The sequence below is a fragment of the Methylobacterium sp. 4-46 genome (assembly GCF_000019365.1).
Lineage (GTDB): Bacteria > Pseudomonadota > Alphaproteobacteria > Rhizobiales > Beijerinckiaceae > Methylobacterium.
Map to the genome: position 1 here is coordinate 6,940,409 of NC_010511.1, position 20,705 is coordinate 6,961,113.

The 20,705-nt window shown below is 73.3% G+C and carries 23 protein-coding genes; 15 read left to right on the top strand and 8 right to left on the bottom strand.

Features of this window, described 5'->3' with window-relative positions; genetic code table 11:
* Window positions 1–38 precede the first annotated feature (38 nt).
* The gene (locus M446_RS30560) at window positions 39–1,088 is read right to left on the bottom strand and encodes an HpcH/HpaI aldolase/citrate lyase family protein (protein ID WP_012335959.1); all 1,050 of its coding nucleotides are present in this window, start codon (window positions 1,086–1,088) and stop codon (window positions 39–41) included.
* Window positions 1,089–1,759: 671 nt separating this feature from the next.
* Here M446_RS30560 and M446_RS30570 point away from each other — a divergent pair.
* Window positions 1,760–3,061, top strand: a complete 1,302-nt coding sequence (locus M446_RS30570) for an SLC13 family permease (protein ID WP_012335960.1) — start codon at window positions 1,760–1,762, stop codon at window positions 3,059–3,061.
* Window positions 3,062–3,326: 265 nt separating this feature from the next.
* Window positions 3,327–4,691 carry a patatin-like phospholipase family protein gene (locus tag M446_RS30575; protein WP_012335961.1) on the top strand — a complete coding sequence of 455 codons (1,365 nt, stop codon included), beginning with the start codon at window positions 3,327–3,329 and terminating at the stop codon, window positions 4,689–4,691.
* 7 nt (window positions 4,692–4,698) lie between these two features.
* Here M446_RS30575 and hisI read toward each other — a convergent pair whose 3' ends face one another.
* Both hisI and folE read right to left on the bottom strand, forming a co-directional pair.
* A complete protein-coding gene (gene hisI / locus M446_RS30580; protein ID WP_012335962.1) occupies window positions 4,699–5,106 on the bottom strand; it encodes a phosphoribosyl-AMP cyclohydrolase in 408 nt (135 codons plus the stop codon).
* Window positions 5,106–5,765: a GTP cyclohydrolase I FolE gene (gene folE / locus M446_RS30585; RefSeq protein ID WP_012335963.1), complete on the bottom strand. Its 660-nt coding sequence runs from the start codon at window positions 5,763–5,765 to the stop codon at window positions 5,106–5,108. Before folE ends, hisI begins: the two co-directional genes overlap by 1 nt.
* Before the next feature lie 264 nt (window positions 5,766–6,029).
* Here folE and M446_RS30590 point away from each other — a divergent pair, with 264 nt between their 5' ends.
* The 3 genes from M446_RS30590 to thrS all read left to right on the top strand — a co-directional run bounded on the left by M446_RS30590 (window position 6,030) and on the right by thrS (window position 8,895).
* The gene (locus tag M446_RS30590) at window positions 6,030–6,482 is read left to right on the top strand and encodes an iron-sulfur cluster assembly scaffold protein (RefSeq protein WP_012335964.1); all 453 of its coding nucleotides are present in this window, start codon (window positions 6,030–6,032) and stop codon (window positions 6,480–6,482) included.
* On the top strand, window positions 6,479–6,784 hold the full coding sequence (gene yidD / locus M446_RS30595) for a membrane protein insertion efficiency factor YidD (RefSeq protein WP_012335965.1): 306 nt from the start codon (window positions 6,479–6,481) through the stop codon (window positions 6,782–6,784). Before M446_RS30590 ends, yidD begins: the two co-directional genes overlap by 4 nt.
* Before the next feature lie 98 nt (window positions 6,785–6,882).
* The gene (thrS, locus tag M446_RS30600; RefSeq protein ID WP_012335966.1) at window positions 6,883–8,895 is read left to right on the top strand and encodes a threonine--tRNA ligase; all 2,013 of its coding nucleotides are present in this window, start codon (window positions 6,883–6,885) and stop codon (window positions 8,893–8,895) included.
* 15 nt (window positions 8,896–8,910) lie between these two features.
* On the opposite strand, the gene M446_RS30605 is transcribed toward thrS, so the two are convergent.
* The gene (locus M446_RS30605) at window positions 8,911–9,213 is read right to left on the bottom strand and encodes an alkylphosphonate utilization protein (protein WP_018263469.1); all 303 of its coding nucleotides are present in this window, start codon (window positions 9,211–9,213) and stop codon (window positions 8,911–8,913) included.
* Window positions 9,214–9,290: 77 nt separating this feature from the next.
* Between M446_RS30605 and M446_RS30610 the strand changes: the two genes are divergently transcribed.
* Window positions 9,291–9,737 (top strand): NUDIX hydrolase, encoded by a 447-nt coding sequence (locus tag M446_RS30610; protein ID WP_012335968.1) that lies wholly within the window; start codon window positions 9,291–9,293, stop codon window positions 9,735–9,737.
* Between the two features lie 64 nt (window positions 9,738–9,801).
* On the opposite strand, the gene M446_RS30615 is transcribed toward M446_RS30610, so the two are convergent.
* Entirely contained in the window at window positions 9,802–10,473 is a 672-nt protein-coding gene (locus tag M446_RS30615) for a hypothetical protein (protein ID WP_012335969.1), read from the bottom strand.
* Window positions 10,474–10,820: 347 nt separating this feature from the next.
* Here M446_RS30615 and M446_RS30620 point away from each other — a divergent pair, with 347 nt between their 5' ends.
* The 7 genes from M446_RS30620 (at window position 10,821) to M446_RS30650 (ending at window position 16,145) form a co-directional block, all read left to right on the top strand.
* Entirely contained in the window at window positions 10,821–11,618 is a 798-nt protein-coding gene (locus M446_RS30620) for a hypothetical protein (RefSeq protein WP_012335970.1), read from the top strand.
* Window positions 11,619–12,002: 384 nt separating this feature from the next.
* Complete coding sequence (locus M446_RS30625; protein WP_012335971.1) at window positions 12,003–12,428, top strand: response regulator; 426 nt, start codon at window positions 12,003–12,005, stop codon at window positions 12,426–12,428.
* Between the two features lie 281 nt (window positions 12,429–12,709).
* Window positions 12,710–12,919 (top strand): NepR family anti-sigma factor, encoded by a 210-nt coding sequence (locus M446_RS30630; protein WP_012335972.1) that lies wholly within the window; start codon window positions 12,710–12,712, stop codon window positions 12,917–12,919.
* A 175-nt stretch (window positions 12,920–13,094) separates the two neighbouring features.
* The gene (locus M446_RS30635) at window positions 13,095–14,333 is read left to right on the top strand and encodes a chlorophyllase/cutinase-like alpha/beta fold protein (RefSeq protein ID WP_012335973.1); all 1,239 of its coding nucleotides are present in this window, start codon (window positions 13,095–13,097) and stop codon (window positions 14,331–14,333) included.
* Window positions 14,334–14,355: 22 nt separating this feature from the next.
* On the top strand, window positions 14,356–14,958 hold the full coding sequence (locus M446_RS30640; protein WP_012335974.1) for a glutathione S-transferase: 603 nt from the start codon (window positions 14,356–14,358) through the stop codon (window positions 14,956–14,958).
* A 53-nt stretch (window positions 14,959–15,011) separates the two neighbouring features.
* Window positions 15,012–15,206 carry a hypothetical protein gene (locus M446_RS30645; RefSeq protein WP_012335975.1) on the top strand — a complete coding sequence of 65 codons (195 nt, stop codon included), beginning with the start codon at window positions 15,012–15,014 and terminating at the stop codon, window positions 15,204–15,206.
* A 150-nt stretch (window positions 15,207–15,356) separates the two neighbouring features.
* On the top strand, window positions 15,357–16,145 hold the full coding sequence (locus M446_RS30650; protein ID WP_012335976.1) for an SDR family NAD(P)-dependent oxidoreductase: 789 nt from the start codon (window positions 15,357–15,359) through the stop codon (window positions 16,143–16,145).
* Window positions 16,146–16,164: 19 nt separating this feature from the next.
* Here M446_RS30650 and M446_RS30655 read toward each other — a convergent pair whose 3' ends face one another.
* The 3 genes from M446_RS30655 to M446_RS37745 all read right to left on the bottom strand — a co-directional run bounded on the left by M446_RS30655 (window position 16,165) and on the right by M446_RS37745 (window position 18,953).
* Window positions 16,165–17,034, bottom strand: a complete 870-nt coding sequence (locus M446_RS30655; protein ID WP_012335977.1) for a MipA/OmpV family protein — start codon at window positions 17,032–17,034, stop codon at window positions 16,165–16,167.
* Window positions 17,035–17,427: 393 nt separating this feature from the next.
* On the bottom strand, window positions 17,428–18,657 hold the full coding sequence (locus M446_RS30660) for an amidinotransferase (protein WP_012335978.1): 1,230 nt from the start codon (window positions 18,655–18,657) through the stop codon (window positions 17,428–17,430).
* Window positions 18,658–18,689: 32 nt separating this feature from the next.
* Window positions 18,690–18,953, bottom strand: coding sequence for a hypothetical protein (locus tag M446_RS37745; RefSeq protein WP_150108761.1), 264 nt, complete (start codon window positions 18,951–18,953; stop codon window positions 18,690–18,692).
* Here M446_RS37745 and M446_RS30665 point away from each other — a divergent pair.
* Complete coding sequence (locus tag M446_RS30665; RefSeq protein ID WP_012335979.1) at window positions 18,952–20,028, top strand: flippase-like domain-containing protein; 1,077 nt, start codon at window positions 18,952–18,954, stop codon at window positions 20,026–20,028. The genes M446_RS37745 and M446_RS30665 overlap by 2 nt on opposite strands.
* A 5-nt stretch (window positions 20,029–20,033) precedes the next feature.
* Entirely contained in the window at window positions 20,034–20,699 is a 666-nt protein-coding gene (locus M446_RS30670; RefSeq protein ID WP_236728844.1) for an ABC transporter substrate-binding protein, read from the top strand.
* The last annotated feature ends 6 nt before the right edge of the window (window positions 20,700–20,705 follow it).

The following is a 20,705-nucleotide window of genomic DNA, read 5'->3' on the forward strand; positions in this document are numbered from 1 at the left end:
CAGGACGCGCGTCCCGGGGAGCCTCGGAGGCCGTCGCCTCAGAGCCCGTAGCTTTTGGCGAGGTCGGGATCCTTGGCGGCGACGAGCCGGGCGAGGTCCACGATCACCCGCGCCTGCTTCCAGGTCGCGTCGTCCTGCATCTTGCCGTCGATCATCACGGCGCCGGTGCCGTCCGGCATGGCCGCCAGGATGCGCGTGGCGAACGCGACCTCGGCCGGGTCCGGCGCGAACACCGCCTTGGCGATGGCGACCTGGCTCGGATGCAGCGTCCAGGCGCCGGCGCAGCCCATCAGGAAGGCGTTGCGGAACTGCGCCTCGCAGGCGGCGGCGTCGGAGAAGTCGCCGAAGGGGCCGTAGAAGGCCTTGATGCCGTTCGCCTGGCAGGCATCGACCATCTTGGCGATGGTGTAGTGCCAGAGATCCTGCTGCGCGCTCGCCCGCGCGGCCCCGCCCTCGGCCGGGTCGGCGAGGACGCGGTAATCCGGGTGGCCGCCGCCGACCCGGGTCGTCTTCATGCCGCGGGAGGCCGCGAGGTCGGCCGGGCCCAGGCTCATCCCGTGCATGCGCGGCGAGGCGCAGGCGATGGCGTCGACGTTGGCCACGCCCTCGGCCGTCTCCAGGATGGCGTGGACCAGGATCGGCTTGGCGATCCCGGCCCGCGCCTCGAGCTGGGCGAGGAGCTGGTCGATGTAGTGGATGTCCCAGGGCCCCTCGACCTTGGGCACCATCACGACGTCGAGCCGGTCTCCGACCTCGCCGACGATGTCGATCAGGTCGTCGAGGATCCAGGGGCTGTTGAGGGCATTGATGCGCGTCCACAGGCCGGTGCCGGCCGCCGCGAAGTCGGTGGCCTTCGCCATGGCGATGAAGCCCTTGCGCGCGGCGAGCTTCTGGTCGGCCGGGACCGCGTCCTCCAAGTTGCCCAGCACCACGTCGACCTGGCTGGCGAGGTCCGGCACCCGAGCCCGGACCTTGTCGTTGTGGGGCGGCACGAAGTGGATCATCCGCTCGAGGCGCACCGGCAGGTCGCGGAACGGGGCGGGCGCCCCGGTGGCGAGGGGCTGGAAGAAGCGGCGCGGCAGTTTCATGGCGTGATCTCCTGGTGGGGGTCGGGTCCCGTCGGGGGCTTCCCCCGGCCCGAGCCCTGCGCCGCGCGGGGCGGGGAGGCCCGTCCGCCGCCCTGGCTCGCCCGCGAGGGTTAGTGCATGCGCTGCGCCAGCGTAAAGACGCGGGCGCTCCGCCGATGGTCGGGGGCGGACCGGCGGCCGGGAGCGGAGCGTGGATGTCCAGGGATTGTTCGATCTCTTGGCCCCGTTCTTCGGGCTGATCGCCGTCGGCTGGGTCTCGGGGCGCTTCGTGCCGCGGCCCGAGGGGCGGCGGGCTTCGCGTGGCTGCAATTCTGCGTCATCCGCGTGGCGCTGCCCTGCCTGTTCTTCCGCCTCGTCTCGGACGAGCCCCTCGGCGAGACGACGCCGATGGGGCTGGCGGGCGCTTGCGCCCATAGCGGCCATATGGCTCCGCCCCTGGTGCTGGGGGCGCTCGGGCCCGCCGCGGGAGCGCCGGTCGCCCTGATCTTCGTGGCCGACAGCCTGTTCCTGGTCACGGCCGTGCCCCTGCTGATGGCGCTGGCCGGCCACGAGGGGCGGTGCCGTGAGGCGCCGCGCGGGAGCCCTTCGCGCGGCGCGAAGCGCCCCTTGCCCACTCACGCATGTCGGCGCGGCTCCGGTCATGCGATGCGGGGGCCAGGAGGAATCGCCACATGGGACCTGCCCTCGCCCCCGGGAGCCTGCTGCTGCCCGGCCTGATCGCTCTCGGCACGATCCTGCTCTGGGCCACCGCGCGGCTGCCCGAATACCTCACCGCGCTGCTCTTCTTCGCCGCCGCCATGGTGCTGCGGGCCGCGCCCGCCGACGCGGTCTTCGCGGGCTTCCAGTCCGCCGCCTTCTGGCTGGTGCTGAGCGGCTTCGTGATCGGGACGGCGATCCGCAAGGTCGGCCTCGCCGACCGGGTCGCCCGCGCCCTCGCCCCGCATCTCTCGGGCTCCTGGCCGCGCCTCGTCGGCGGCACCGTGGCGCTCGCCTACGCGCTCGCCTTCGTGATGCCCTCCAACATGGGCCGCATCGCCCTGCTCATGCCGATCGTGATGGCGCTGAGCGAGCGCTGCGGCCTCGCCGAGCCGGGGCGGATCGCGCTCGCGCTCGCGGTCGGCTTCGGCACCTACGAACTCTCGGCCAGCATCCTGCCGGCCAACGTCCCCAACCTCGTCATGGCGGGCGCGGCCGAGAGCGCCTACGGACTCCACGTCCCCTACCTGTCCTACCTCGCCCTGCACGCGCCGGTGCTCGGCGTGCTGAAGGGGCTGGTGCTGACCGCCTGCCTGTGCGCGCTGTTTCGCGCGACGCCGCGCCCGGTCGCGCCCGAGCAAGCGGCCCCCTTGAGCCCGGCGGAGCGGCGCCTCGCCCTTCTCCTCGCCGCCACCCTGATCCTCTGGGCCACCGACGCGCTGCACGGCGTGCCCCCGGCCTGGATCGGGCTCGCCGCCGCCTGCCTCTGCCTGCTGCCCCGGATCGGCTTCCTCAGCGGCGAGGATTTCGCCGCGGGGGTCAACATCCGCACCTGCCTCTACATCGCGGGCGTGCTCGGCCTCGCCGCCCTGGTCGCCCGCACCGGCCTCGGCGACGCGATCGGGCGCGAGGTGCTGGCGGTGCTGCCCCGCGACCCCGCGCGGCCGGCGCTCGGCTTCGCGGGCGTGCTCGGCCTCGTCACGGTGCTCAACTTCACGGTCACCGGCAGCGCCGCCCCGGCCCTGTTCACCCCGCTCGCCCGCGCCCTCGCGGACGGAACCGGCCTGCCGCTCGCCGCCGTGGTGATGGCGCAGGTGATCGGCTACGCGACGCCGCTCCTGCCCTACCAGGCGGCGCCGGTCGTCGTGGCCATGGGCATGGCCGGGGTCCCGGCGCGGGCGGGCCTGATCCCCTGCCTCGCCGTCGCCCTCGTCACCTTCGTGCTCCTCGCCCCCCTCGACTACGCCTGGTTCCGCCTCCTCGGCTGGATCCCCTGACCTCCCGCGCGATGTTCAGCCGGCTCACAGTCCCGCGCGGACCAGGCCGAGACGTCGTGGGGCCGCTCCACTGCCGTCGATTCGTGCAAATCCCCGGGTGAGCCGGACGGATCGCCCCGGCGGCACCCGAGGGTGCGCGGATACTTGGGGGCGCAAGTCGAGCCAGCCCCCTCATGTGTCGTCCCGCACATGCGGCGGCGCCGGGCCGGAACGGGGCCGGGAGCGGGGCGTTTCCTCTGCGAGGCGGGCGGCGGAGGACGAGACGATGTCGGGATCGACCCGGCGGCGCGGCATGGCCTGCGCCGCGATTCTGCTCCTCGGGGCGGGCCTCGCGACGCCGGCGACGGCCGGCAACCCGGCGGCCCCCGGACGGCGCGGCGACGCCCGCACCGAGTTCGCCCGCACCGAGTTCACGGCCGGCGACCTCGCGGCGGCGCGGCCCGAGGGTCTGCCCGCGCAGGTCCGCCTGAACGGCGACGACCCCGCCGCCTTCCGCGACCTCCTGGCCGGGGCGCCGCGGGCCGGGCAGGCGCCCTGGCTCGTGCTCTCGGGCGGGGGCGAGAACGGCGCCTACGCGGCGGGTCTGCTGAAGGGCTGGAGCGGCGCCGGGAACCGGCCGGATTTCGGCGTCGTCACGGGGGTCTCGACCGGCGCGCTGATCGCCCCCTTCGCCTTCGCGGGCGCCCGCTACGACGCGGCCCTCGAACAGGCCTACACGCAGACCACCGCCGCGGACGTGTTCGAGTTCGGGGGCAGCGACGCGGCGCTCACCGACACCTGGCCGCTGAAGCGCCAGATCGAGAAGAGCGTCACGCCCGCGCTCCTCGCCGAGGTCGCGGCCGAGCACCGCAAGGGCCGCCGCCTCCTGGTGGCGACGACCGAGCTCGACAGCGGCCGCCCGGTCCTGTGGGACATGGGGGCCATCGCCGGGATCGGCGGGCCCGCCGGGCTCAAGCTGTTCCGCGAGGTGATGCTCGCCTCGGCGGCGGTCCCCGGGCTCTTCCCGCCGGTGATGATCGACGCGGCCGGCCCGTCCGGCAAGAGGTTCCAGGAGATGCACGCGGACGGCGGCACCACCGCCCCGTTCTTCCTGGCGCCGGGCCGCCAGATCCTCGGGGAGGAGCCGGGCGGCCTGCCCGCGCCCGCCGTCTACCTCGTCGTCAACAACAGCCTCGCGCCCGATTTCCAGGTCGCCTCGCGCACGATGCTGAGCGTCCTCGGCCGCTCGCTCTCGGCGGCGATCCGGGCCCAGACCGCCGCGGCGGTCGCGCTCGCCCGCGGCTTCGCGGGCCGCACCGGCCTGACGCTGCACGTGGCGCTGATCGATTCCCGCTTCAGCCGCCGCTCGCCCGCGCCCTTCGACCAGGGCTACATGCGGGCGCTCTTCGCCCATGGCGAGGCGCTCGGGCGCGACGGCACGGCCTTCGACTGGCGGCCGGACGCCGTCACCACGAGCGCGATCGAGGGCAAGGGCGGCGAGGCCGAGGCCAAGCGCGGCGAAGCCGAGGTCAAGGGCGGCGAAGCCGAGGTCAAGGGCGGCGAAGCCGAGGTCAAGGGCGGCGAAGCCGAGGTCAAGGGCGGCGAGACCGCACGGAAGGGCACGGACCGGCGCGCCGAGGCGGCGCGCTGAGGGCGCCTCACCCGGCCGGGACGAGGCGGGCCCCGGCCGGCCCGGCCTCGACCGCGCGGTAGAAGCAGGAGCGGCGGCCGGTGTGGCAGCAGCCGCCGTCGCCGCCGACCCTCACCCGCAGCAGCAGCGCGTCCTGGTCGCAATCGACCCGGATCTCCACCACGCTCTGGACCTGGCCGCTCGTCGCACCCTTGTGCCAGAGCTCGCCCCGCGAGCGCGACCAGTACCACGCCTCCCCGGTCTCCAAGGTGCGGGCGAGGGAGTCCCGGTTCATGTGGGCGAGCATCAGCACCTCGCCGGTCTCGGCGTCGACGGCGAGCGCCGTGATCAGCCCGTCCGGCCCGAAGCGCGGCGTGAAGGCGGCGCCCTCCTCGACCTGGTGCCGGTCCCCGGGCGGCGCGAAGGCGAGGGCCATCAGCGCTGGTCGCGCACGAGGGTGAGGAAGCGGACCTGCTCGTGCGGGTCCTGCTTGAACACGCCGGTGAACTGGGTGGTGAGCGTCGAGACGCCCGCCTTCTGCACCCCGCGCATCGCCATGCAGAGGTGCTCGGCCTCGACCATCACGGCGACCCCGCGGGGATTGAGCACCGCGTCGATCGTGTCGGCGATCTGGGCCGTCATCGTCTCCTGGGTCTGCAGCCGGCGCGCGAAGGCATCGACCACCCGGGCGAGCTTCGAGAGCCCGACCACGCCCCGGCGCGGGTAATAGGCGATGTGCGCCCGGCCGATGAACGGCACCATGTGGTGCTCGCAATGGGAGTGGAACGGGATGTCGCGCACCAGCACGATGTCGCCGTAGCCCTCGACCTCCTCGAAGACGCGGTCGAGGATGTGGGTCGGCTCCTGGCGGTAGCCGCCGAAGATCTGCTCGTAGGCGCGGGCGACGCGCTGGGGCGTCTCGCGCAGGCCCTCGCGCTCGGGATCGTCGCCGGCCCAGCGGATCAGGGTGCGCACCGCCGCCTCGGCCTCCTGCCGGGTCGGCCGCTCGGTCACGCGCTCGGGGCGGCCCGTGTCGCTGCGCTTGTCGGCGGCGTCCGGCAGGCGGACCGACAAGGACTTCAGCACCGCATCCATGGAGCCTCCCGCCCGCGGGATACGGGCCTCACCTGCGCCTCTTCCCCGCCGGCCCCCGCCCCGGGAGGCCCGCGCCGCCCGCATGGGCGCGCCCACGCGCCGCGCCTCGCGATCCGGGGTCGGGCCGCCTATATCGTGCGTCTGCGTCCGGCGCGCAATGCGCCGGCTGCACGGCAGACCACCATGGTCCGGTGCCGATCCGAAGTCCACGGTGGAGACCATCGTCCCCGGCGGGGGCTCCCTCGTCCAAAGTCCGAAGCGGCCATGCTGAGCGACATCTACAACAGGCGCATCCTCGAACTCGCCGCCGACATCCCCCGGCTCGGCCGCCTGGCGGCCCCGCAGGCGAGCGCGAGCAAGCATTCCAAGCTCTGCGGCTCGACGGTGACGGTCGACCTCGTCACCGAGGGCGGGACCGTCACGGACTTCGCCCACGACGTGAAGGCCTGCGCCCTCGGCCAGGCCTCCTCCTCGCTGATGGCGCGGCACGTGGTCGGGGCGAGCGCCGCGGAGCTGCGCGACCTGCGCGACCAGGTGCGGCGCATGCTCAAGGAGGGGGGACCGGCCCCGGCCGGCAAATGGGCCGCCTTCGCGGTGCTGGAGCCGGTGCGCGACTACAAGGCGCGCCACGCCTCGACGCTCCTCACCTTCGACGCGGTGGTGGAGGCGCTCGACCAGATCGCGGCCCGGCCGAGCCCCGCCGAGGCGGGGGCGTGAGCCTGCCCCGCCGCGCCGCCCACGCGGCGATCCGCGCCTACCAGCTCACGCTGTCGGGCCTCGTCGGGCGCCAGTGCCGGCACTGGCCCTCCTGCTCGGCCTACGCGGACGAGGCGATCCAGCGCCACGGGCTCTGGGCCGGCGGCTGGATGGGCCTCGCCCGGATCTGCCGCTGCGGGCCCTTCGGCACCCACGGCATCGACCTCGTCTGCGAGGCGCTGCCGGAGGGCGCGGCCTGGCACCGGCCCTGGGCCTACGGCCGCTGGCGCGGGGTCAACGCGCCGGCACCCCTCGGCGAGTGATCCGTCTGGCCTTTTCCGGCCGCGCTGCTATGGAGGCGGCCCCGATCCGATCCGCTTACCTGCACGGTGCGCAGGAGTGAGCCGAAGGAGCCCGTCCCATGCCGATCCTGACATTCCCCGACGGTGCCACCCGCGCCTACGACGCCGCGGTCACCGGCCGCGCGGTGGTCGAGGGCATCGCCAAGTCCCTGGCCAAGCGCACGGTCGCGATGGCCCTCGACGGCCAGGTCCGCGACCTCGACGACGCGATCACGCGCGATGCCCGGATCGAGTTCCTCGACCGCACCGATCCGCGCGCGCTCGAACTGATCCGCCACGATTGCGCGCACGTCCTCGCCGAGGCCGTGCAGTCGCTCTGGCCCGGCACCCAGGTCACGATCGGCCCGGTGATCGAGAACGGCTTCTACTACGACTTCTACCGCGAGACCCCGTTCTCGCCGGAGGACTTCCCGGCGATCGAGGCGCGGATGCGCGAGATCATCGCCCGCGACGCGGCCTTCACCAAGGAGGTCTGGGCCCGCGACGCCGTGCGCGCGCTGTTCGCCGAGAAGGGCGAGAGCTTCAAGGTCGAGCTCGTGGACGCCATCCCGGAGGGCGAGGATCTCAAGATCTACCGGCAGGGCGAGTGGTTCGACCTCTGCCGCGGCCCGCACATGACCTCGACCGGCAAGGTCGGCACGGCCTTCAAGCTGATGAAGGTCGCGGGCGCCTACTGGCGGGGCGACTCGACGAAGCCGATGCTGAGCCGGATCTACGGCACGGCCTGGGCCTCGCAGGCCGACCTCGACGCCTACCTGCACCGGCTGGAGGAGGCCGAGCGGCGCGACCACCGCCGCCTCGGCCGCGAGATGGACCTCTTCCACTTCCAGGAGGAGGGACCGGGCGTCGTGTTCTGGCACCCGAAGGGCTGGACGCTCTTCCAGGAGCTCATCGCCTACATGCGGCGCCGCCTGAAGGCCGATTACCGCGAGGTGAATGCCCCCCAGATCCTCGACAAGGCCCTGTGGGAGACCTCGGGCCACTGGGACTGGTACCGGGAGAACATGTTCGTCACCAAGACCGAGGACGAGCGCGTCTTCGCGATCAAGCCGATGAACTGCCCCGGCCACGTGCAGATCTTCAAGCACGGCTTGAAGTCCTACCGCGACCTGCCGCTGCGCCTGGCCGAGTTCGGCGCCGTGTCGCGCTACGAGCCGTCCGGCGCGCTGCACGGGCTGATGCGGGTGCGCGCCTTCACGCAGGACGACGCCCACGTCTTCTGCACCGAGGCCCAGCTCGCCGCCGAGTGCCTGAAGATCAACGACCTGATCCTCTCGACCTACGCGGATTTCGGCTTCGACGAGATCGTCGTGAAGCTCTCGACCCGGCCGGAGAAGCGGGTCGGCTCGGACGCGCTCTGGGACCACGCCGAGGCGGTGATGACCCGGGTCCTCAGCGAGATCGAGGAGCAGTCGGGGGGACGCATCCGGACCGCGATCAACCCGGGCGAGGGGGCCTTCTACGGGCCGAAATTCGAGTACGTGCTGCGCGACGCGATCGGCCGCGACTGGCAATGCGGCACCACGCAGGTGGACTTCAACCTGCCCGAGCGGTTCGGCGCCTTCTACGTCGACGCGGACGGCCAGAAGAAGACGCCCGTGATGGTGCACCGGGCGATCTGCGGCTCGATGGAGCGCTTCGCCGGGATATTGATCGAGCATTTCGCCGGCCACTTCCCGCTCTGGCTCGCGCCCCTGCAGGTGGTGGTGGCGACGATCACGAGCGACGCCGATCCCTACGCGAGCGACGTGCTGGCCGCCTGCGAGGCGGCGGGGCTGCGGGCCGAGATCGACCTGCGCAACGAGAAGATCAACTACAAGGTCCGCGAGCACTCGCACGCCAAGGTGCCGGTGATGCTGGTGGTCGGGCGCCGCGAGGGCGAGGAGCGGACGGTGTCGATCCGGCGGCTCGGCAGCCAGCAGACCCGCACGCTGCCCCTCGACCAAGCGCTCGCCGACCTCGTCGGCGAGGCCGCTACCCCGGATCGCCGCCGCCGCGACGCGGTCGCCGCGACGGTGCCGACGGAGGCCGCCACCCTCGACGCCCATCACGGGGTCGCGGCGGCGCCCTGACGGGGCGCCCCGGCCTCAGCGCTTGCGCACGAATTCGGTGCGCAGCACGAGGCCCTTGATCGTGTCGTGGCGGCAGTCGATCTCCTCGGGGTCGTCGGTCAGCCGGATCGAGCGGATCACCGTGCCCTGCTTGAGAACCTGGTTGGCGCCCTTGACCTTGAGGTCCTTGATCAGGGTGACGGAATCGCCGTCCGCCAGCAGGGTGCCGGAGGCGTCGCGCACCTCCACCCGCGCCGCGGCGGCCGCCGCGGCCGCGACCTCCGCGGCCGGGCGCCACTCGCCGGTCGCCTCGTCGTAGACGTAATCGTCGTCGCCCATCATCCTGGCCCCACCTCGCGCGGACGGTCACGCCTTCTCGCTGCCGCCGGGGCAGATCGCAAGGGGCCGGAGAGCCGATGTGGGACGGTGAGGCCTTCGTCGGCGCCAAGCTCGCCCTCCTGTGCGGGGCGGACCTCGTCGCCTACCGGCGCGACCGGAATCCGGGCATCCCCTTCCCGGGTCTCTGGGATCTGCCGGGCGGCGGGCGCGAGGGGGACGAATCGCCGGTCGCCTGCGTGCTGCGGGAGCTCGGCGAGGAGTTCGGGATCCGGCTCGCGCCCGGCCGGCTCGCCTGGGCGCGCCGCTACCCGCCCCTCGCCGAGGGCCGCGCGGCGAGCTGGTTCTTCGCCGCCGCGATCGGCCCCGAGGAGGTGGCGCGGATCCGGTTCGGGGATGAGGGCGAGGCCTGGACCATGATGCCGGCCGGGCTCTTCCTGCGCCGCGCCGACGCGGTGCCGTACCTTCAGGCCCGCCTCGCGGATGTCCTGGCCGAGACTCCGCCCGGTTCCGCGCTCGGCCGATGACCCGGGGGCGCCGGCTCGGCGCCGCGATGCCGGTCCCGGCAATCGCTGCGGCGGGCCGTACCGCTCAGAACCCGAACGGGTCCGCGAAGGGCAGGGGGCGGCGGCGCACCGGGGTCTCCGGCAGGATCGGCCGCGCGATGTCGATCGCGACGAGCCCCTCGACCGCCAGCGCCAGCACGGCCGCCACCCCGTCCACGGCGTTCTGCACCACCCCGGCGCAATCGACCAGCCGGCCGGTCCCGCACTCGTCGAGGTAGTGCAGGATGCGCACCCGGTCGCCCGCCGACACGAAGCTGCGCCGGCAGGCCATCACCAGCCGCACCGTCGAGAGCCGCGGCTCGGCCCGCACGGTGGCGGCGCTCTCGATCACGAAGCGGCGCCCGTCCTCGGCCCAGACCGGTTCCCCCGCCACGTAGGCGGTGCGGAGCGGGTGGCGGGCGAGGTCCGCCTCCGCCACCACGTCGACGAGGAGCCCCGGCTCGTCCGTCCGGCTCACTTCGAAATCGGCCGCGTGCGCCACCGCCTCGTCCCCGAGCAGCAGCCGGGCCGGCGCGGGCCCGGCGCGCAGGGTCTCCACGGCCGGGTCGAGGGCCGCGATCGCCAGGAAATCGGCGACGAGCGCCATGCGGGGGGCGGCCGGGGCCGGCGCCGCCCGGCGCCCGCCCGCCCGGGCCGCGCCGCGGCGGGCCCCCGGGCGTTCGAGGAGGGCGGGATCGTGCAGGAGCGGGGCGGTCATGGCGGTGAGGGACTCCCGGAGCGCCGGCAGGCGCAGCCCAGCAGGCCACGCTGCAAGATCTTCTTGGATGAGGTAACAAGAACGATACGCGAACATGGCCCGGATGGTCAACGACCCGGCAGTGACCGCACCGCAAGCTTGGCCATTATGATCTTGAGCTTCTGCCGGATCTGCGTCGTCTCTAGCCGGAGCTCGGGTCCGAAATGCGGCGGTCGGGCGCGGCTGTGCTTCGCAAAAACGGTACAAATCACTCGCTCTTCGGAGTGATTCGTGCTAGACCAGCGGACGTGGTGGCGGGTGTCCCGCGCGGGCCCCGGCGCCGCCTTCGAGCAGGTGAGATCGATCGCATGAGTGCAACGACCGACAAGCAGATCGCGGAGATCCTCGCGACCTACGGGGAGCCTCTGGCCGGCAACGTCTGGCGGGTGCAGGGAACCGCCGTGATCTATCACAAGGCCCTGGAGCGGATCGCCGCCCAGGCCCGCATCCGCTTCGACGCGCCCGTGATCGTGCGCGCGGAGCGCGACGAGGCGGTGATCCTGGTCACCGGGCACATGCCGGGCCCGAACGGCGAGCGCAGCGAGTGGTCGATCGGCGAGGCGCTCATCGGCGTGAACTACAAGATCGGCGGCAAGCAGCCGGCCTACGTCTACGCCATGGCGGAGAAGCGGGCGAAGGACCGCGTGATCCTGAAGCTCGTGGGGCTCCACGGCCTGCTCTACTCGGAGGATGAGGCGGACGAGTTCAGGGCCTCCCGGCCCGACCTCCAGGGCGGCGCCTCCGCGCCGCATGGCGCCTCCGCGCCGCACGGCGCCTCCGCGCCGCAGGCCGGCGCATCGGCCGCGCGGGCCAAGCCGGCGCGGATCCAGGCGCCCGACGAGGAGGACGCGGAGGATCTCGCGGACGTCACCCGCGAGGGCGAGGCCCTGCCGGACGCCTCCCAGGCGGCGGAGGCCGACCTGAAGGCCGAGATCGACAAGGCCAAGAGCATCAACGCCGTCACCGACCTGATGCTCGACCCCGCGACCCAGGCGCGGCTCGCCGCCATGGCGCCGGGGCTGCGCGACGAGGTGCGCGAGCACGCCAAGCAGCGCCTCGTGGCCCTCGGCTGGCCGGCGAAGAGCCGCAAGGCCGCCGCGGCCTGAGTCGCGCGGGAGCCCGCGGCCCGAGCCGCGACGGGCGGGCGGTCCGGCCTCCGGGCCGCCCGCCCGTGTGCGGAGGCGCACGCGCTGCGCTCTTTTGCTGAATCGTGAACGGAATCCGGCCGCGCACCGCCTTGCGGGCGCGCGCCGATGCCGCAACATGGGGGTGGGAGACATCGACATCCGCGAGGAGCGGGACGGCGAGGGGCCGACGCGGCACCGGGCGGGGCGTTCCGCCGAGGCCGGACGCGGGGGCTCGTGGCCGGCGCGCCCTTGATTCGGTTCATCAAGAGCAAGATGATGCGCTGGTGGTCAAGCTTCCGTGAGCCCGCCGGGAGAACCGTTCAGGGCGATGCAACCAGTGGACTGGATTCCCGTTCCATGGCTATGAGCGAGTCCGGTGCCGCCAAGACGCAACCCGTGATCCTGGTCGTCGAGGACGAGCCGGAGGAGCGCTTCCTCGCGGCCACGCTTCTCGAGGAGACCGGCTTCCGCGTCATCGAGGCCGACACCGCCGAGAAGGCCCTCGCCATCCTGCGCGAGCGGGGCGGGGAGGTGAACGTCGTCTTCTCCGACGTGCGCACCCCGGGGCCGATCGGCGGGTTCGAACTCGCGCGGATCATCGGCGTGACCTGGCCGCGCGTCCACGTGCTGCTGACCTCGGGCGATGCCGGCGACCAGCCGAGCGACCTGCGGATGTCGGCCACCTTCATTCCGAAACCCTGGCGGGCCCTCGACATCCTCACCCTCGTCGAGCAGGCCGCCGGCTACCACGGCGGGCGCTCGGCCGTGGGCGACGCCAGCGCCGGCTGAGCGCCGCTGCGCCTGTTCCGGGCGCGCGGTGACGTCGCGGAAGCGGCCGGTCACCGCCGCGCGGGCGCGAATGCGGTCCCAGTCGTTCCGGGCGCGCCCGCCCGTGACGGCCGTGCAAGGTTGACGACCGAGAATCGCATCATCGCACCCTCGATCCGGAGGATCTGCGCAACCCGGCCCGGGGAGCCGCGTTGTTACTCGGGATTTGTTGACGCCTGCCGCCTCACGGTCCCGCGCGGCTGTTGCAAACCGGAGGCAGGGCACCCGCCCGAAGACGATCCATGAAGGTCATCCCGAGCAACCACGCGGCGAGCTTCGGCCAGACGCATGCGACGGCCTCGTCGCTGGCGGACGCCCTGCTGCTCGCCAAACTCGGGCACGATCTGCGCTCGCTCTACACCGACACGGTCAACCAGCCCGTGCCGGAGACCCTCACCCAGCTGATCGCGCAGCTCGACGCGCTCGACCGGGAGCGGCGCGAGGAGCGCTGACGGGCGCTCGTCCGTCAGCGCTCCTCGCCGCTGGACTGTACCGCGGAAGCGACACACCTGCCCGTGCCGGGCCGCGTGCGACCGATGAAGCCTTGAGATTGCGGGCGAAGTGGTGTCGGGTGGGGCGGATCGACGGTCCGGCTACCGCCGGCGGATCCCCGCTCGTCCCGGTCGCATGCGCCTCACGATCCGTTCCTGCCACGCCCTCGTCCTGACACTCGGCCTCTGCGCGGGGATCGGTCAGGCGGGGGCTGCCACGCCGCCCGCCCAGCCCAAGGAGGGACCGGGCGGCCAGGCCTACACCGCGTCCTCGGTGGTGAAGCGGGCGCTCGGCCGGACGGGGGCGATCACCTTCGCGTTCTACGGCAGCGGCCCGGCCCCGGCCGAGGGCCGGCCGGTCGCGGTGGTGCTGCACGCCTGGGGCGCGGTCAACCCGCAATCCTACGGCTCCTGGATCGAGCACCTCGCCCGCGAGGGCTACCTCGTCCTGTTCCCCCGCTTCCAGGAGGTGAACCGCACGCGTCCGGCCGATGCCAGCGCGGCGGCGACCCGGATGGTCAAGGAGGCGCTCGACGCGCTCGCGGGCGACCCCGAGGCCAAGCCGGACCCGGCCCGGCTCGCGCTGATCGGCCACCTCGCGGGCGTGCCGATCGCCGCCAACCTCGCGGCGGACGCGGCGGAGGCCGGCCTGCCGGCCCCGAAGCTGATCTTCGGCGCCATGCCGGGGGGCATCGCCCGGGACGAGAAGACCCGCGGCATCGCGCTCCACGACCTCTCCCGGATCGCGCCCGGCACGCTCCTCATCACCATCATCGGCGACCGGGACGCGCGGGCGGCCGATCTCGCGGCGCGCCGCCTGATGCGCGAGACCGCGGCGGTTCCCCCCGCCCGCAAGCTGCTGATGCGGGTGCTCTCGGACGATCACGGCTTCCCGGCCCTCTCGGCGACCCTGGCCTCTCCGGCCGGCAGCAACGCCGCCTACGACGCGGCGGCGATCAAGCTGCCGCCCGAGCCGCCCAAGGATCAGAAGCAGAAGCCGCCGCCCTTCAAGTGGTCCGCCGACATGGCGCTCACCGGGGAGCAGACGACCCTCGTCGCGCAGATCAACGCGGCGGGGACCGACACCCTCGACTACCTGGGCTTCTGGAAGACCTTCGACATGGCGGCGGCCGCCGCCTTCGCGGGGCAGGACGCCGCCTCGCTCAAGGCCAATCCGCGCTTCACCGACATGGAGCGCTGGAGCGACGGCTGGCCGGTGCGCCGCCTCGCCGCCGAGAGCCCGCGCCCGCCGGCCGAGCGGCCGGCCGCCACGGCCGCCACCGCCGCCAAGCCCGCTTCCGCCAAGCCCGCTTCCGCCAAGCCCGCCGCCCCGAAGCCGGGCCCGCGCCCGGTCGGCCAGCGCCCGCGGCCCTGACGCCCCTCTCCGGGAGGTCCCGATGCAGCTCTACCACTCGGTGACGTCGCCCTTCGTCCGCAAGGTGATGGTGACGGCCCACGAACTCGGCCTGGTCGGCCGGCTGGACCTGGTGCCCGCGGCGGCCCATCCGGTGAACCGGGACGGCGGCCTCGTCGCCCGCAACCCCCTCGGCCAGGTGCCGACCCTGGTCCTCGACGACGGCACCGTGCTGGCCGACAGCCGGGTCATCTGCGAGTACCTCGACCATGTCGGGGAGGGCGGGCTGTTCCCGCGCAACGCCACCCGCTGGGGCGTGCTGGCGGCCCAGTCCCTCGGCGACGGCCTGCTCGACGCGGCCCTGGTGACCGTCTACGAGACCCGCGTGCGGGCGGAGAACGAGCGCTCGGAGGCCTGGGTGGCGGGCCAGCGCGCCAAGATCGAGTGCGCGCTCCAGGCGATCGAGGCGGCTGCGCCGGGCCTCGGGGACCGGCTCGACATCGGCACCATCACGTTCGGCTGCGCCCTCGGCTACCTCGACCTGCGCTTCGCCGAGATCGACTGGCACGGCCGCTACCCGGCGGCGGATGCGTGGTTCGCCCGCTTCGGCGCCCGGCCCTCGATGCAGGCGACGCGGCCGGTCTGATCCCGGCTGGCCCCGGCCTTGCACGGAGGCCCGGACATCGCCGGGCCTGAACCATGAACGACTTCCTCGCGCTCCTCCTCGCCGCGCTCGCCTTCTGCGGCGCGTTCCTGCTCCTCGGCCTCGCCGTGCGGCTGGCGCACCAGCTCCAGCTCGGCTCGCCCTACCTCAGCGACGGCAACTTCCTGCAGGTCGCCCTGGCCCTCGGCCTCGCCGTGGCGACCTGGCGGCGGGCGACGCGGGCGGCCTGATCCGGGCATCGGGGCGCGCAGGCCGGGCGGGTCCCTTGCGGGCGCCGCGGCGGGGAGCCATGCGGGCGCCGGATGGCGGTCCTGCTCCCCGGCCGGTTGCGGGAGGACGGGGTTTCTCGCGAGTCTCCCGGGGCACGCGAGACTGCCCCCATGCCCGACCGCCTCATCGGAAAAACCGCGATCGTCTTCGGCGCCGGCTCGGCCGGAACGGGCTGGGGCAACGGCAAGGCCGCGGCCGTGGCCTTCGCGCGCGAGGGCGCGCGGGTGGTCTGCGTCGACCGGCTGGCCGAGGCCGCCGAGGAGACCGCCCACCTGATCGCCGAGGAGGGCAACGACGCCGAGGCGCTCGCCGCGGACGTGACCGATTCCGAGGCGGTGGTGCGGGCCGTCGCGGCGGCCGAGCGGCGCTTCGGGGGCATCGACATCCTGCACAACAATGTCGGCCTGGCCGAGCCCGGCGGGCCGGAGGACCTCGACGAGGCGGCGTGGCGGCGCGCCATCGAGGTGAATGTCGGCGGGGTCTGGCGCACCTGCCGGGCCGTGCTGCCCGGCATGCGGGCGCGCCGGCGGGGGGCCGTCGTCAACATCTCGTCCGTGGCCTCGATCCGCTGGACCGGGGCAGCGGCCTTCGCCTACGGGGCCGCCAAGGCCGCGGTGAACCAGGCGACGGTCGCGGTGGCGATGCAATATGCCCGCGACGGCATCCGGGCGAACGCCATCCTGCCGGGGCTCCTCGACACGTCCCTGCGCGACGATTGCCGGGCGGCCGGGACCCGCGACGCGGGCCGCGACCGGCTCGTGCCCCTCGGGCGGCTCGGCGAGGCCTGGGACATCGCCCACGCGGCGGTGTTCCTGGCCTCGGACGAGGCCCGCTTCATCACCGGCGTCTGCCTGCCGGTCGATGGCGGCCAGAGCTGCAGCATGGCCCACCTCGCCTGAGGGGGCGAGCCGCCGCCGCTCAGAACGGCGCCGGCATGGTGAAGCTGTAGTCGACCCGCGTGCCGAAGATGAACTGGTCGGGCGTGCCGAAGCGGCCGCGCACCAGCGGGCTCGCCCCGGCATCCGCGACGATGCGATTGTAGCTCGCGTAGCCGGTGGCCGACCATTGCTCGTTGAACGTGTAGGTGAGGGCGGCGAGCGCCCCGACCGTCACGTAAGTGTCGGGCCGGTAGGGGGTGACGAGGCCGTTGAGGGCGGCCTCGTCCGGCGTCACGCCGAAATAGCGGCGGGCGAAGGACTCGTCGCCGAAATTGAAGCGCGGGCCGAGCGAGAGGACGAAGCGGTCGACGGGCTGCACGTAGTCGAGCGCCAGCGTGCCGACGAGGCCGTGATGGCCGAAGACGCCGTGGCGCAGCTCGCCCCGCGCGCGCAGGATCGGGATCGGCCAGAACTCGACGAAGATCCCGGGCTCCACCGACCAGCGCACGTCCTTGAAGCCGAACAGGGCCTTGCGGTTGTCGCCGAAGTAGCGGCCCGTCAGGATGCGGGCGGTCGGCCCGATCCGCAGGCTCGGCGAGTCGTAGAGCGCGAAGCTGATCCCGTCGTCCGGGGCCGAGAAGCGCTTCGGCTCGCCGAGCCGGCGAATGCTGCCGGACGGATAGACGATCCCCGTATAGTCCTTGCTGCCGGGATATTGCGGCATGGCCTGGACGTTGGCGGAGAGCGTGACGACCCACATCGGGGGCGGCGCCTCGACGAAGGCCGGCACCGGGCGGGGCGTCAGGTCGGCGGCGAGCGCGGCCGCCGGCAGGAATGCCCCCGCGGCCGCGACGAAGCGAGCGAGGCGCGGGAGGGGGAGGCCCGCCATCAGCTGTTCGATCAGATCCATGGCCAGGATCTTAGGCCGCGGCGCGTCGATGACCTACCAACCGGACCGTGAAGCGTGGCGATTAGCCGGCCCTGTGTCACCGCGGCAACGCACGAGAAACAACGGAAAGTCAGCCGCGACGAGGCGGCAGATCGCGAAGTTTTCTTCATGCCCGTGACAAATTGGGCGCGCCCGGCGGCAATATCGGAGCAGCAGGGCCCGAGATGGCGCCGTCGCCTGCCCCAGGGGCGGCCGGCGATGCGCGGCCCGGGCCGGGTGGCGCGGGCCGCGCGCTCATGCGGGATCCGGTTGATCAAAGCGGATCCCGGATCCCAAGCCCGCGCGGCGCCTGAGCGAAGCCGCCATCCGCATGGCCGAAATCGGAGATGGCGAAGCCATCAACCGGATGGCGGTTCAGAAGTAGGACTTGAGCGTGCCGCGGCGGCGCACGTCCAGCGTCGCGCAGTGGAAGGAGCCGCCGAACGGCCCGTAGGACAGGAAGGGCGCCGGGATCGGGTCGAAGCCCCAGCCCTTCAGCGCCTTGATCAGGGTCGGCTGGCTCGCGTCGACGACGACTTTCTTCTCGTCGAGCATCAGCACGTTGATCGAGGTCCAGGGCGAGCACATCGAGATCCTGCTCATGAAGCCCTCGACCGGGTCGGGCCGGGGGGCGATCAGCACGTCCCAGGACTTCAGGACCTTCGGCAGGCGCTCGACGTCGACGTAGTCGGGGTTGACCAGCACCTTGCCGGGGGCGAGCGGCATGAAGGAGGAATCGATGTGCATCGGCTGCGGGCAGCGGCTCTCGATCTCGTGGATGCGGAAGCCCGGCCCGAGGTGGCGGCGCAGCCACTCGATGCCCATCAGGTTGGTCACGTTCGAGCGGGTGACGAAGAGGTCGCGCCCGCAGCGCACGAAGTCGGCCGCGTCGAAGACCGGCTCGAACTCGTTGACCGTGTAGCGCATCGGCTCGCCGGCCTTCAGGTTCGGCACCCGGTAATCGTAATTGTAGAGCTCGTCGGTGAGCTGGGGCCGCGGCGCCGAGGTCCAGCGGGCGCCGGCCCGGAAGTACTCCTTGAACAGCGAGCGGTAGGCGTCGCCCTCGAAGTAGCGCGAGCGCCAGCACATCGGCGACTCGATGATCTCGTCGCCGATCACCAGGTAGGGGTCGCGCGGGCAGGCGACGCAGAAGCCGCGCGAGGTCCAGCGCGGGGCCCTGAACTTCTTCGAGAAGTCGACCGCGTCGGGACGGCGCACCCTGACGCCCTCGCCCGCCAGGATGCGGATGAAGTTGTCGAGCTCGGCCTGCGCGAGCTTCTTCATGAATTTCGGGTATTTCCAGCCCGAGGCGAGCCGGTAGAAGGGCTGGGCGGCCCGCGGCAGGTTGAAGATCACCGTGAGGTGGTGGGTCGGGATCGTCGCCCCGTCGAGGCTGCCGACGATCACCTCCTCGAGCGGGTCCCACTCGTTCCAGGCCATGACGGGCGATTGGGGCGCGGGCACCCGGTGGCTGCCCGCCTGCGGCCCCTCATGGCCGCTCGCCTGCGGCCCCTCATGGCCGCTCGCCCCCGTGTCGAGGAGATCCCGGCCAGCGGCGGCGTCGAGCAGGTTCTGCCCGCTGTCGATGGTCGTCTCCCGGTCCATGTCGTCTCCTTCTCGGCCGTTGCAAATCGGCCTCATCGGGGCGCTTCCGCATCCGGCGCGAACCGCGCCCCGACCGGAAAAGCGCCCTGCGCCATAATCTTGCGGGCATTTCCGGTCATGCGCCCTGGAGGCTGGCGCGGCGCGTTTACCCGGCACTGTGTCCGGCCGGTGATAGACAGGCGGTGGCGGAGCTGCAACGTCACCCGGGACACGCTGATGATTTGCGCCGCATCCGTTGCACGAATGGCGCGCATTCCGGGGCCGGCCAGCGGCCGCGGCAACTGAAAGAGGACCATGAGGCGTCTCACCACCCTGGCCCTGGCGGCAGGCCTGTGCACCGCCATCGGCCTGTTCGTGTCCTCGGGGCCCGAGGCCGTCATGGAGGCGGCCTGGACGGCCGGGTGGGGCGCCGCCCTGGTGGTCCTCGCCCGCGTGGTCGCGGTCGCCTGGGCGGGGCTCGGTTGGTGGGCGGTCTTCCCCGCCGCGTCCCGGCCCGCCCTGCGGGTCTGCGTCGCCATCCGGTTCGTGCGCGAGGGCATCAACACGCTGCTGCCGGTGGCGCAGGTCGGCGGCGACCTGATCGGGGCGCGGCTCCTGACCCTGCAGCGGGTGCCGGGGGGGCTGGCGGGCGCGAGCATGTTCGTCGACCTGATGCTCCAGGCGCTGACGCAGTTCCTGTTCACGGTGATCGGGCTCGGCCTGCTCGTGGCGCTCGGCGGCGAGGGGCCGATCGTGCACTACGTCACGGTCGGGCTCCTGATCGCGGCGCCGGCCCTCGGCGCCTTCTACCTCGTGCAGCGGCGCCACGGGCACCGGCTGCTCCAGGCCGCCCTGCGCCGCTTCGCGAGCGGGCGCGAGTGGCGGGCGCTCGGCGCCGTCGACGTGCTCTACGACTGCCTGCGCGGGCTCTACGGGGCGCCGCGCCGGATCGCCACGGCGAGCGGCCTGCACCTCGTCGGCTGGGTGATCGGCGCGCTCGAAGTCTGGGTGGTGCTGCACTTCATGGGCTACGGCGCCCCGTTCCTGGAGGCGCTGGTGATCGAGAGCCTCGCCCAGGCCGTGCGCGGCGCCGCCTTCGCGGTGCCCGGCGCCCTCGGTGCCCAGGAGGGCGGCCTGATCGCCCTCTGCGCGGTGTTCGGCATCCCGGCCGAGTCGGCCCTCGCCCTGTCCCTGGTCAAGCGGGTCGCGGATCTGGCGGTCGGCGTGCCGAGTCTCGGCCTCTGGCATGCCCTGGAGAGCCGCGCCCGTGGCGAGACGACCGGGCTCGGGTCGTCCCTGCGCTCGCTGTTCGGGTCGGCGCCGATCGCGCCGCCCCTCGATCCCGCCTACGGCTACGCGCCGGCGGCGGCCGACGCCAAAAGGGGAGAGTGACGCTCGTGCGGAATCGACGGGAGTTCCTGCGGGCCGGCCTGTCGGCCGGTGCCGGCCTCGCGGCCGGGGCAGCCCTGGAGTGCTGGGTCGGGGTGGGGGCGCTCGTCGCGCCCGGGCCGGCCCGGGCGGCCGACGATCCGGCGGTCGCGACGGTGCAGCGGATGATCGCGGCCTTCACCGAGGCGCTCAAGCAGCCGGACGTGCGCGGGCGCGTCGCGGTGCTGACCGGGCCGGTGGCCGAGTCCTTCGACCTGCCCGCCATGCTGCGCCTCGCGATCGGCAGCCGCTGGAAGGACGTGCCGGCCGACAAGCAGGCCGCGCTGATCGAGGCCTTCGGGCCCTACCTCACCGCCACCTACGCGACCCGCCTGTCGGCGGCGGCCGGCGGCCGCTTCGACGTGCAGCCCGCGAGCGAGGCGCGCGGCAGCGGGCGCATCGTGCGCAGCACCGCCACCGACGCGAGCGGCGATTCCTCCCCGGTCGACTACATCACGACCAACGACGGCAAGATCACCGACGTCTACCTGCAGGGCACGATCAGCGAGGCGGGCACCCTGCGGACCACCTTCGCCGAGCCGCTGAAGAGCGGCGGTCCGGACGCGCTGCTCGACTTCCTGCGCCAGACCACCGCCACGATGCTCGCCGCCGCGCCTCCCGCCCAGAAGCCCTGACCTCGC